The sequence below is a fragment of the Paenibacillus sp. 22594 genome (assembly GCF_052044425.1).
GTDB lineage: Bacteria > Bacillota > Bacilli > Paenibacillales > Paenibacillaceae > Paenibacillus_AQ.
Genome location: NZ_JBQENA010000006.1, coordinates 374,263 through 386,797, shown reverse-complemented (window position 1 = coordinate 386,797; position 12,535 = coordinate 374,263). Strand labels below are relative to the sequence as shown.

Below are 12,535 nucleotides of genomic sequence, written 5' to 3'. Positions count from 1 at the left end.
CTTGTGATCCAGCAAACAGAAAGGAGGATCAGCGTACAATGACCCGGTTCAACGAACACGGTAACCCTGCTGTTCCAAGCTATAAAAGGATTACTTTAGCTATGACCATTGCTTGCCTCCTCTTTAGTAACGGCTGCAGCGGAAAAGCAGGTTCCTCTTCTGAAAATCCTCCACCCCGGCAAACGGACGTTGCCTCACCTCCGGCTCAGTCCACACCACAAGTGCCTGCCGCTTCTCCAGTGCCTGCCGTCTCTGAAGGAAGCGGCCCTGTAGATGTGATCGAACAGGAGATTGCTTCCATGCCGCTGGAAGATAAGATCGGCCAAATGCTCCTCGTGGGGATTGACGGTACAGAAGTAAGCTCGCAGACGCATACCATGATCACTAACGACAAGGTTGGCGGCATCATCCTGTATGCGGATAATATAAAGAGCCTGAAGGGACTGGTCAGCCTCACCAATGAACTGAAACGCAGCAATGCCGGAAACCCCGCACCGCTATTCGTCAGTGTCGATCAGGAAGGCGGTAAGGTCAGCCGCATGCCGGACGAGTATGCTAAGATTCCGGCGAGTGGATCAGTTGGTGCAAGCAGTAATGCGGAGGCAGCAAACATGATGGGCAAGCTGCTGGCCAGAGAGGTGCAAACCGCTGGCTTCAATATGGATTTTGCCCCGGTACTGGATATCAACAGCAACCCGGACAATCCGGTGATCGGGGACCGTTCCTTCGGCAACACCTCTGCAAAGGTTATCGAGCTTGGCATTGCAGAAATGAAGGGGATTGAGAGTGAGGGCATCGTACCTGTCGTCAAGCACTTCCCCGGGCATGGAGATACGTCTGTCGATTCCCATCTGGAGCTTCCGGTAGTGAAAAAGACGGAAGCCCAGCTGGCGAAGCTCGAATGGCGACCCTTCCAAGCAGCGGTTAAGGAGCAGGCAGACGCAGTAATGGTTGCCCACATTCTGTATCCGAACCTGGACCCTGACCGGCCTGCTTCCCTGTCCAAAGTCATCATCAGTCAAATTCTACGGGGACAAATGGGCTTCAAGGGAGTGGTCATTACCGATGACCTGACCATGGGTGCAATTATGAAGAATTACAGCCTGGCTGCCGCTGCTGTGAATACAGTACTCGCGGGCAGCGATATACTATTGGTCGCCCACGAATACAGCAATGAGCGGACCACGCGAAATGCACTGCTGGCTGCAGTGAAGCACGGCAAGATTTCCGAAGCCAGGATTGATGAGAGTGTCTATCGGATTCTGTCAATGAAACATAAATATCAGTTGAAAGATACACCTGTTGACGTTCCAGACCTCACCCAGCTCAATAAGGATATCAAAGCCTGGCGTACCTCCTTTGTAAAGTAACCCTCAGAGTGTCTGAAAACAGAGCAGCAGCCAGTTGCAGCGGTGTTTTCCGCTATAACTGGCTGCTGCTGTTTTGTATTCACGCTATTTACACGCTTCACATTCCTATTGCAGAACTACAGTATCTCCAGGTTTCAGTCCGGATAGAACTTCAGTCTTCTCAGAGGTTTCCATTCCGATCTTGATCTCTTTCCGCTCATACTGACCCTTTCCTTTATCCAGCATCACAAAAGCCTGATTCCCTTCGTGAATAACAGCGATACTGGACACCACTGTGGTCTTGTCCTTGCGCAAGGTCTCAATATCTCCGCTTAGGCTAAGGCCTCCAATCAAGTGCTTATCGGGCTGCAGAGAGATCATAACCTCGAACTGCGGCACCTGCCCCGCCGTATTCTGGCCGGTAGTCGTTGTGGCGAATTTCGACACTTCTTTCACTACGCCTTTCAGGATCAAATCTTTCATCGCAGTCATCTTCACCTGAACCTTCATCCCCTGCTTGATGCGGAAGATATCCTGCTCCCCTACCAGCGCGATGAACTCCAGCTTGCTTAAGTCCACAATTTTGCCGATGTACTGATTGTCTGTCACCATCTGCGGCCGTTCACCAGTCTCACTGCTGCTGTCATAGAGAAAGATACCGGTAGCCGGAGCGTGGTACACGGCAGAATTAAGCTTGGCTCTTTTGTCGATTAGCTCCTTCTCCTGAATGCCTGCATTCACTTGATTCAGCTCATCATTTATACGAGCGGTCTCCTGGGCGGCAAGTGCCTTCAGTCGTTCCGCTTCCGTCCCTGCCGGAACGGCTGCATCTTCATCCTGCTGGCTGACAAAGGTATTCAGTTCCGATTCCAGCTTTGCTTTGCGGATGGTTGCTTCTGTCGTGGCAATTTCGTTCTTCAAGGTGGACTGGTCCAGCGTGAACAGGACATCCCCTTTTCTCACTTGACCGCCATTTTCGACTTTCCAGGCGGTGACTTTGGAGGCAAATGGAGCATATACCAGCGTTTCCTCCTGATACTTTGATTTCCCCTTGACCTGAACCGTGCTTGTCATCGGCTCTTGTGTCACCGGGAAGCTGATTACTTGAGGAGGTTCCATCACTACCTCTGGTTCCTTTTTTAATACTTTGCTGTACAGAATATAGCCTGCGGCGGCAATAATGCCAATGATGATAACCCACTTCAGCGTCCTCTTGAATATCCTCTTCATTGATTTGGCTTCCTTTCAAATGGAAATACGGTATTGTATATGTTTATGGCTAATCCCGCTTGATAGCTGTAAGTGCATCGGTTCTGGAAGCGCTGATGGCCGGATAGATACCTGATAGTACACCAGTCATAATCGCAAACGAAAGCCCAATCGGAAGGGTCGTAAGCGGAATAAAGAAAGTCAGGCCTTCTCCGGCAGTACCCACAAGTTTGTTCAACGCCATTACAATAAGATAAGAGAATAGTACACCGAGCAGTCCGCCGAGCAGTCCGAGCAGGGCGGCTTCTGTTATAAACATATTGCGGATTTGGCCCATATTCGCACCGAGCACCTTCATGATCCCGATTTGACGCCTGCGCTGATGTGTGGACATGGTCATGGCTACAATGATGGAGATTGATGCAATAACCAGGATGAACACACCAATACCCAGAGCAGCCATTTTAATCGTATCGAATTGTTCTTTCAACTGTTCCTGCTGGTACAGGTTGTCGTTAGCCGACAAAGAAAGCTTCTGGATTAATGTTTCCAACGGTTTGATGTTATCTACGCTGTCGACCTTCACCGTGACGGAATTGTAGCTGCCCTCTTCCAGACTTGGAACGGTCCCGTTTGCATTATTGAAGCTAAGTTCATGCTGCAGCTGTGCAGCAGTCTCCAGTGACACATACATCACCTTTTCATAAGTAGCACGATCATCACTGGTACCGGGAGGATTGGCCAAAATCCCGCCTACCTGGAGCGGTGAACTGAGTTTGGTGGGCCCTGTACCGTTTGGGGCGCTGGCGCTGTAATCCTGTGCTTGCAACTGAACCTGCTGGCGGTACATTTCCGAGGGAATCAGCATCAGATTATTATACTGGCTTGACACCTCTTGATTGAAAGGATCCGAATTCATACGGTCATAAATGTTCTGCCGGGTCTCTATATCAATCAAACCGAGTGTGGCACCATAGTTCAGAACCACCATTCCGGGAATATCTGAAGCGCCGCCCTGCTTGAAGGTCTTGTCGAATTTGTTCAGCATGCGCAGATCCGTTGCAATAACCTGAACATCGGCGATCTTATTGTCAACCGTAATCATCTGTCTGTACCCATTATCTTCAAAAGGCGCTGCAGCAACGACATGGTTCAGTCCCTGAATGATCTTAAGTTTTTGAAATGTCAGCTTGCCCGGATCCAGATTGCTATTGGTCCCGGACGATGAACCGCCTCCACCTCCCTTTCCGCCTGGAGATGGGAGTCCTCCGCCTGGAGATACGGTGATTTCATCCATTTTGAAATTACGGTTCACTTCATTTGTCACATAGACCTGTGCGGACTGGCCAACACTGAGCGCAACGATAATGGCCGCACAACCAATGGAAATCCCGGTCATGCACAAGCCCGTTACCACTTTTCGCCGTTTGACCTGATCCCAGGCCATACGGGAGATATCCCTGATCCTCACGGACTCTCCTCCTCTGTAGGTGCCGGCTGAACATCCGTGTGCTGGCCGTTAATCAAAAATCCATCCCGGAGTGAGAAGGTCCGCTGCATCTGCTCAGCCACTTCTTGTTCATGCGTTACCACAATAAATGTCGTTTTCATGGTCTGATTCAGCTTCAGCAGAATGCTGATAATTTCCTCCTCTGTTTTGGAATCCAAATTTCCGGTAGGCTCGTCGGCAAAAATAACGGAAGGCTCTGTAATCAGAGACCGGGCGATACTTACGCGCTGCTGCTGACCGCCCGACAGCTGTGAAGGAAACAGGTCAGCCTTGTCAGGTAATCCGACCTGCTCCAGCAGAGCCAGTGCTTTCTGCTTGCGGATAGAGGGTGACACCGACTGGAAAACCAGCGGCAGCTCCACATTCTCACGCACAGTTAGGCTGGTAATCAATTCATAGGCTTGAAATATAAATCCGATATGCTTGCGCCGGAATTCGGCGAGCTTGTTTTCGCCCATCAGTACGATGTCATGATCAGCAATGAAAATATGGCCGTCGGTAGGCTTCATCAGGCCAGCCATCAAATTCAGCAGCGTAGATTTACCGGAACCGGAGCTGCCCAGGAGAGCAACCATTTCTCCCTGCTTCACAGCAAAGCTGATTTCATGAAGGACCTTGGTCCACTCGTTGCCGGTTTTAAAGGAATGTGTAATTTTTTCGACTCGCAACATGGAAGCCGCTCCTTCTTGTCCTGTGATAGATCGTTCCGTTATTTTTCGTCTTTAACAATGACGGGCAGCGGCTTGTAGATCAAGTAGTAAATCTGCTGTCCGAGCTCAATCCGTCCGCCCTGGAACTCATCGTACAAGGTGATTTTGTAGGAGCCGCCTTTAAGCTGTTTATACAGACCTCTGGTGATGGCAAGGGTGTACGTGTTATTGTCACCTTCCGTCAGATCCGTGCCAAACGTCAATGTTTTTTCCTGCGTCAGGCCGAATGGATCTGTAATCTTGACAACCAGCTTGTGATCCAGCGCATCTGTATCATAAGAGTGGTCCTGCGTGAGCTTGTAATCGACCCCGATGCTCATGATGTCGCTACCCTCCGAAAGTTGACCTTCTGAACGGATCACCGAGAAGTTGTAAGGGAATATAGAGATTTGGCCAAGGTTCTGCACAGGTACAGGCGTTACCGGATTAAGCTTGAGCGATGCAACATTGACATAGCCTGTCGCTTCCTGCCCAGCTTCACTCAGCTTACCGCCTGTAATGCCGGTTCCGAGGTAGAGTGACATGTCATTGGTCTGCAAGGCCCCCGGAATTTTCGCCCAGAAGGTAACCATCTGCTTCCCGCCTGGAGCGGCAAGGCCGGCAGATTGAGAAGACTGTGCTTCATAGAACTGTCCATCCGTAGTGCGGTAATAGGCTTTCAGCCGCGTAAGCGAGCTTTGTCTTTTCTCCTCATTGCTCATGAGCAGCTCTGTGTAGATAATTTTGGAGGTACTTGAGCTCGAATAGACTGTGGTTCTGTTCTCCTGAACCTTTGAGTTTTTACCCTTTTCAGCAACTATATAGTTCCCGCCGCGCTCAATAGTCGTAACACCGTTCATAGCACTGCTCGTGCTCAGTGCAAGGAATGGCTTCTTCTCTTCGTTCTCAGTGGTGTACAAGCTGATATTTAGCGCTGAGAACTCTTCAGCGTACGGAATCTTGGTCAGCACATCTATTTCGGCGGAGCTGCCCGGAGCAAGCTCTGCAGATTCTTTGTCCATGAGAATCTCTGTAGACGAAGTCAGATCGAGATTATCCAATTTGAGCGCCCCCTTGAGCTCAGGCAGGGACAGGGTTACAGATTGCGTGTTGGTCAGCTTCAGCCTGGCGATAACGATATCATCATCCTTCCACGGATAGCGCTGAATGGATTGGATACTATACGAGAATGTTCCGTACGGATTCGTGGTTCTGTATTCCTGTCCTTGCTGGATATTGTAACGAAGCGTATAAGGGATCGTGAAATAAGCAATAGGAAAAGTCAGCTTGGCAACTGCACTGCCGCTGACAACCGGTGTACCGGACGTTCCTCCAGTTTCCGTTCCAGCAGTTGGAGCAGGAGCCTCCTGCCCCACGGCTTCGATCATCTGCAGCTGAAGCGTACCCTGTTCAACCTCCAGCGGTACTGCCGCTGTAAGCGGAATTACTTTTACCTCAAGCGGTCTAAGTGTTATTCCGTTTAAGGCTTTGGCATTGACCGGGAACGTTCTTCCTTTTGCCGATTTGACAGCAAGCTCGTAGGTGGGCAGGGTAACCGCTTTGTTCCCTGTATTCTTCAGTTCAAGCTGAAAAGACCATGCAGCCGATGCTTTATCGGCATAAACCGAGGCATTGCTGAGCTTGGTTTCGATAGTATTACTGTTAACTATGATGGTCTTGATGGCTCCATTGCCCACAACCAGATTTGGACTTGTCGCTGCCGGAAGCTTAAACGAAGCACCGGGCAGCTCCAGCTTCAGGGTTACATCCTTTTGCGTGAACAGAAGCTTCATGTTGTCGGTTTTGAGATAGGCGGGGATTTCAGCTAAGTAGTAGATGCTCTTCTTTTCCTGAGGCTGAATCTTATAACCGTCTTGGGTGCTGCTGAGTGACAGTTCAAATGAGGTTCCGCTGGCTGAAACCAGATAGGCTGTGTAACCGGGATCGCCAAGCACCTTGCTGCCTTTATTGGTCAGGCTTAGCCCTACCTTGGCATATACCTTGCCGCTGAATTTGAAGATCTGCAGGGATTCTGCTGCTGCTGTAACGGGGATATCGTTCATTAGTGTGCTCAGACTTTTACCGCTTGCCACAGTGGTGGAATAATTAGCCGGAACCGCAAAGGTACCTGCCTGCCGCAGATAGCCCTTGGCCTTAGGGTCCCAGACATACATTGCAATCTTCATTCCTTGAAGAGACTTGCTCTGGCCTACATTGACATAGTACGTCACCTGCAGTGTTTCATTGGCGCCCACTTTCTTCTTCAATGCATCTGCTGTAACAGGAGTACCCGGAATCACTGAACCTTCAGGGGTCACGACCCGAGAGAAGTAACGCAGCAGATTGGCGCCTGTTCCCCCCGCATTTGAATATTTCACTGTGTACGTCAGAATATTGCCGCCCGTTTGTGTCCATATGTTTACATTTTCGAGCGATGCTGTTACTCCCGAGCCGATGACTATGGAACTGATCTTGGGCATCACTGCAGCAGCCATATTGGCAGAAGGCATAGAGCTTGCTGAAGCCTGTACCGTTCCAGGTGCCAGACCGGCCGCCAGCTGGCCGATGACAAATGTGCCTGCCAGCACTGCCGCATATGTATTTTTATACAATCTCATTATTTTCCCTCCAGGTGTTTTACTAGAATCCATTATAGTAGCAGCTGAAGAGGGAAATGTATCCAAACTGTTACTCTTGCTTGGAAAATGTAACTTATTTGTTATCTAAGGACCTCTATGAGCTAAAAGCTCTCCGGTATTGATTAGGCGGAATCCCCTCCACCTGTTTAAAGACCTTTATGAAGTAGCTGGACTGCCGAAAACCGGACTCCAGGGCAATATGAGCAATGGAAAGGGAAGTGGAGGCCAGCAGGAGCTTGGCTCTGGCAAGACGGCATTCGGTTAAATAGCGGTTCGGAGTCTTGCCCATAATGCTACGAAACAGGCGGAGGAAATGATAACTGCTGTAGCCCGCAAGTTTGGCCATAGTCTCCAGCGTCCACGGCCGCTCGCATTCCCGGTGGATCATATCGGCAGTGCGGCGGATCGAGTGCCTGATCTCCAGCGGAACCGATCCATGCAGCGGCTCGGAATTCTGTAGCAGCGTAATCAATATTTCATAGAGCAAAGCTGAGAAGCGGGGTTCGCAGGAGGTCTCGAAGGATTCACTAAGCCGGTACATCTCTTCAAAAACAGGGATGAGCCCTGCATCGGGATCAAACGTAAAAAAGTAGCCGCGCGACTGGTCCACCTCCTCCAGCAGAGGCAAAGAGATGCTTGTGCCGAAATGGATCCAGCGAACCTCCCATGGGTGATTAGGATCGGCCCCATACTGCTGGTAAGCCCCCTTCGGGAAGAGAAATCCTCTGCCCCGTCCCATAGGAATGCGTTCACCTTCTTGGAATACATATCCTTCTCCTGCAAAAACAAGATGCAGATTATAGCTATTCAGCAGGCCCTCACTTCTGCGTTCCGCATGCTGTGGAAAATCCGAATAATGCCCAATAAATTCCGGATAGCAGACGTAATGCATATAGGCCGGCGCGGGTAAAACCCATTGTTTGTTCATAGGGGGTCCTTTCTATATAAGCCATGCACGCAATATAGTTATACAATAGCAATATTGTGTTATATAAGAATCAGTATACCTGATAATACAATAGATTCATAACGATCCTAAAGCATATTTTTACACTTGGAGGTTGAAAATGAATACTATATCCCCTACTGAATCCTTTGAGCTTGGCGTGTGCTACTATCCTGAGCACTGGCCGGAGGAACTCTGGGCCGACGATTACCGGCGTATGGTTGAAACCGGATTCACGATTGTCCGGATGGCTGAATTTGCCTGGACCCTTTTTGAGCCTGAGGAAGGTGTCTTCCAGTTCGATCTGTTCGACAGAGCCATCAATCTGGCCCACAGCTACGGTCTTAAGGTGATTCTGGGAACACCCACGGCTACACCTCCCGCTTGGCTCACCGAGCGTTACCCTGAAGTGTTGAATGTTACCTATGACGGAGTGACGCTACAGCACGGCATGCGCCGTCACTATAATTACAGCAGTCCGAAGTACCGGGAGCTCTGCGCCAGAATCACCAGGCAGCTTGCGCAGCATTATGGTAATCACCCGGGTGTGGCTGGCTGGCAAATTGACAATGAACTGAATTGTGAAATTAATGTGTTCTATTCGGAGAGCGATCATCGGGCCTTCCGGGAGTGGGTACAAGCCAAATATGAAACGCTGGAGAAGCTGAATGAAGCTTGGGGAACTGTCTTCTGGAATCAGTCCTATAATAGCTGGTCACAGATCTTTCTGCCACGTCCCACGCCGTCACCCATGCAGCCTAATCCGCATCAGGCGCTGGATGAGAAGAGGTTCATTTCCGACAATACCATATCTTTTGCCAGAATCCAGGCTGATATTATCCGGGAACTGGCTCCTTCCCAATGGGTAACTACCAATGGATTGTTCGGACATCTCGACAGCCATGAGCTGAATGACCAGCTTCTTGATTTCTTCAGCTATGACTCCTATCCGCAGTTCGCAAGCATAAGTACCGATCCACAAGAAGCAGAGCCACTCTTGGACCGGAGCTGGAGTCTCTCGTTGTCAGCAATTCGTTCGATTAGCCCTAATTTCTGTATCATGGAGCAGCAATCCGGACCGGGTGGCTGGGTGAACCGCATGGATATGCCTTCACCCAAGCCTGGTCAGATGAGGCTCTGGACATATCAGTCCATTGCACATGGTGCGGACAAGCTGCTCTACTTCCGCTGGCGGACGGCAACGATGGGCAATGAAATATATTGGCATGGCCTCAATGACTATCATAATCAACCGAACCGCAGAGTCAGGGAAGCAGAACAGATTGGACGGGAACTGGCTGTAGCAGGCAAACATATTGTGGGTACCCGCTCAAAGGCGGACATCGCCATTCTGCGTGATTACGACAATGAATGGGATGGTGAATACGATGTCTGGCACGGACCTTTTATGTGGCAGAGCAACAAGGAATGGTTCAAGGCACTGCAGAAGCGTCAAATCCCGAACGACATCCTATACATGCGCAGCAAAACCACTCTAGATGACCTGATTCCTTATCAGGTTCTAGTCTATCCGCATCCGGCCATTATGAGCGATGAGACTGCAGAGCTTCTGGACCAATATGTGCAGCAAGGCGGAACGCTGATTTTCGGCTGCAGGACCGGATACAAGGATACTCGCGGACAATGCTATATGCGGCCTTTTCCTGGTGCTGCGAGGGACCTGTGTGGCATCAGCGTTGAGGAATTCACTATGGTCAAAGGCACCCGTCTTCCCACATCCATCCGCTGGGGCAGTGATCCTGAGGCTCTTACCGGTGCTGATGCGTTCAATGATATTCTTCATGTCGAAGAGGACACTGTCGAGGTTATGGGGACTTATGCAACCGATTATTATGCCGGCAAACCGGCAGTCACCCGAAATAAACGCGGCAAAGGCGAGGTATGGTACTTCGGAGCTGTATTTAATGCAGATGCAGCTCTTAAAATCATCGACAGGCTTCACCTTCACTCCCCTGTAGCAGAGTGGCTGGAGCTTCCTTCAGAAGTAGAGCTGCAAGTCCGCAAAGATGAGAATAACAGCTATACGTTCCTGCTGAATTTCAGTGAAGAACCTGCGACCATCCAGCTCAATGAGCAAAGAACCGATCTGCTGACCGGCGCGACTCTCTCCGGTTCGTACACACTCGAAGGTTTTGGGGTACTGGTACTCTACTGAGGATACAGCTGTATAGTAACTGATCTTACTTCAGTGGCTCATACAACTTTTATTTAGACAGTAAAGACTCCTACATACCGCAGTTATCTGCGTATGAGGAGTCTTTTTAAGACTAGGCTCTGTTCAATTTAAATGTTGATTTTATATAGTAATTAGGGGAACCTTCATTTGTCTAGGTTCCCCATACTCCTTCAACTAACGATAGTTGAAGTATAATAGTTCACAATCCTTCAAGTGGGATAAGAAGAAAGGCGACCTTCATCTTGAAGAAACTTACCCGTAAAAAAATTATTTCTGAACTGAACTACAATGACCTGACACGATTGTTAATTTATCTCCATTCATTTGCCAAACTCGTGAATAACACATTTCACCATCAATCGGCTCTATACCAAATACCCCTTCTAGAGCAGTTCGTGTTACAGTTACAGCAGAATTTTCTAATAGAATCACTTTTTGGTCTAAAATTTTGATACCAGTAAAATTCAATACTCCAGAACGATGTGCTTCAATATCGGCTTCCTTCGTTAATATTTGTCCCAAGTGATTCACAAAGATAAGGTTATCACTAATCAGATTGTTAAGGCTATTAATATCGCCATTTAGCATCGCTTCTCGAAGTCGTTCTTCATAATTCAAAATTAATCTTTCATCCATATTAACGCCTCCCTTAAAATAGTTAGACATACTATCCACTTTTGACTTTACATAATACACCCCATACAAGCAACTTTGGAGACGGTTGCTATTGTTCGGTCTCTGGCAACGAGAACACAAACCTGTTCGTTGCTAATCCCTCTGTTTATCAACATTAACCCTTAACAGAGCCTAATTCTAAGGTTTCTTTAATAGTCATAGGATCCTTCAATTCTAAAAATCCCCCTTGCACTTCACTGTGAATTGTAGGATATTTAGCTAATCTATATTTTGGGCAAGGAGGAATCATTCTTGAAGCTTGAACATGCCCCGGCCGAAACATTCGTTGAATCAGACGGGGAGCATACACAAGATACTTTTTTGCAAGGGGTTAGAGACTGTCTGCCAACGTTGCTGGGTTATTTGAGCATCGGCTTTGCTGCCGGAGTTGTAGAAAAGACAGCCGGGCTGTCGATTGCCGAAATCGCCATGATCTCTGTTATCCTATATGCCGGCTCTGCCCAGTTTATCGCTGCCGGCATGATCACTGCCGGAAGTACAATCACCAGTATTGTGGTTACCATCCTGCTTGTGAATTTACGGCATTTGCTGCTCAGCGCGGCGGTTTCACCTTACTTCCGTCATTTAAACCCGCTTCGCAACATGCTTATCGGGGCGCTGCTAACGGATGAAACCTTTGGAGTAGCGATTCAGAGAAGTACGGGTTCCTCTGCTATCAGTGAAAAATGGATGCACGGTCTGAACCTTACCGCTTATCTCAATTGGATTCTGGCCAATATCGCCGGTGCTTTTCTGGGCCAATGGATCGCTGACCCCGAGCAATGGGGGCTTGATTTCGCCCTCCCGGCGATGTTCATTGGTCTGCTCGTACTCACCATCCAGAGCAGAAACAAGCTGCTGACGGATATTCTCGTTGGAGCTGCCGCTATGCTCATTGCCGTCGGTATATCGGTTCTCTGGTCACCCAGTATGGGTGTGATTTTCGCAACGGCAGCAGCCGCTACGATAGGAGTGTTAATCGAGAAATGGAAATAAGGCTGGATATCTTCATCATTGTTATAGGAGCGGCTCTGGTTACTTTCATTCCCAGGGTGCTGCCGCTGATGCTGCTTAGCCGGATTACGCTTCCGGAATGGGGCATGCGCTGGCTGAATCATGTACCCGTAGCGGTCATGTCTGCACTGGTCGCCCAGGAACTGTTCACCACGGATGGTCATTTCACCACTTTATCCACCAATGTAGAATGGATAGCAGCTTTGCCAACCCTATGGATTGCCATCAAAACCCGCAGTCTGCTGGGAACCGTTGTTGCGGGAATCCTATCGTTGATGCTTCTGCGGTTGCTATTTGGATAAAATAA

10 protein-coding genes and 1 pseudogene are annotated in these 12,535 nt (G+C 49.1%); 4 read left to right on the top strand and 7 right to left on the bottom strand.

The window, feature by feature from the left end:
* The first annotated feature begins 38 nt into the window (after positions 1–38).
* Entirely contained in the window at positions 39–1,370 is a 1,332-nt protein-coding gene (nagZ, locus tag ACTJKB_RS20995; protein WP_440836304.1) for a beta-N-acetylhexosaminidase, read from the top strand.
* Between the two features lie 105 nt (positions 1,371–1,475).
* On the opposite strand, the gene ACTJKB_RS20990 is transcribed toward nagZ, so the two are convergent.
* The 5 genes from ACTJKB_RS20990 to ACTJKB_RS20970 all read right to left on the bottom strand — a co-directional run bounded on the left by ACTJKB_RS20990 (position 1,476) and on the right by ACTJKB_RS20970 (position 8,324).
* A complete protein-coding gene (locus tag ACTJKB_RS20990) occupies positions 1,476–2,579 on the bottom strand; it encodes an efflux RND transporter periplasmic adaptor subunit (RefSeq protein ID WP_440836303.1) in 1,104 nt (367 codons plus the stop codon).
* A 49-nt stretch (positions 2,580–2,628) separates the two neighbouring features.
* A complete protein-coding gene (locus ACTJKB_RS20985; protein WP_440836302.1) occupies positions 2,629–4,029 on the bottom strand; it encodes an ABC transporter permease in 1,401 nt (466 codons plus the stop codon).
* Positions 4,026–4,739 (bottom strand): ABC transporter ATP-binding protein, encoded by a 714-nt coding sequence (locus tag ACTJKB_RS20980; RefSeq protein ID WP_440836301.1) that lies wholly within the window; start codon positions 4,737–4,739, stop codon positions 4,026–4,028. The genes ACTJKB_RS20985 and ACTJKB_RS20980 overlap by 4 nt, the downstream gene beginning before the upstream one ends.
* Positions 4,740–4,777: 38 nt before the next feature.
* Positions 4,778–7,375 (bottom strand): hypothetical protein, encoded by a 2,598-nt coding sequence (locus ACTJKB_RS20975; RefSeq protein WP_440836300.1) that lies wholly within the window; start codon positions 7,373–7,375, stop codon positions 4,778–4,780.
* A gap of 115 nt (positions 7,376–7,490) precedes the next feature.
* The gene (locus ACTJKB_RS20970) at positions 7,491–8,324 is read right to left on the bottom strand and encodes an AraC family transcriptional regulator (protein ID WP_440836299.1); all 834 of its coding nucleotides are present in this window, start codon (positions 8,322–8,324) and stop codon (positions 7,491–7,493) included.
* 139 nt (positions 8,325–8,463) lie between these two features.
* Between ACTJKB_RS20970 and ACTJKB_RS20965 the strand changes: the two genes are divergently transcribed.
* Positions 8,464–10,518, top strand: a complete 2,055-nt coding sequence (locus tag ACTJKB_RS20965; RefSeq protein ID WP_440836298.1) for a beta-galactosidase — start codon at positions 8,464–8,466, stop codon at positions 10,516–10,518.
* Positions 10,519–10,806: 288 nt separating this feature from the next.
* Here ACTJKB_RS20965 and ACTJKB_RS20960 read toward each other — a convergent pair whose 3' ends face one another.
* Both ACTJKB_RS20960 and ACTJKB_RS20955 read right to left on the bottom strand, forming a co-directional pair.
* Positions 10,807–11,175 carry a nuclear transport factor 2 family protein gene (locus tag ACTJKB_RS20960; RefSeq protein ID WP_440836359.1) on the bottom strand — a complete coding sequence of 123 codons (369 nt, stop codon included), beginning with the start codon at positions 11,173–11,175 and terminating at the stop codon, positions 10,807–10,809.
* Positions 11,176–11,202: 27 nt separating this feature from the next.
* Positions 11,203–11,321, bottom strand: a pseudogene (locus tag ACTJKB_RS20955) (IS1595 family transposase); the annotation flags it as partial.
* A gap of 145 nt (positions 11,322–11,466) precedes the next feature.
* On the opposite strand from ACTJKB_RS20955, the gene ACTJKB_RS20950 reads away from it, so the two are divergent.
* Together ACTJKB_RS20950 and ACTJKB_RS20945 are read left to right on the top strand one after the other, a co-directional pair.
* A complete protein-coding gene (locus ACTJKB_RS20950) occupies positions 11,467–12,210 on the top strand; it encodes an AzlC family ABC transporter permease (RefSeq protein ID WP_440836297.1) in 744 nt (247 codons plus the stop codon).
* Complete coding sequence (locus ACTJKB_RS20945) at positions 12,201–12,530, top strand: AzlD domain-containing protein (RefSeq protein ID WP_440836296.1); 330 nt, start codon at positions 12,201–12,203, stop codon at positions 12,528–12,530. Before ACTJKB_RS20950 ends, ACTJKB_RS20945 begins: the two co-directional genes overlap by 10 nt.
* Positions 12,531–12,535 lie beyond the last annotated feature (5 nt).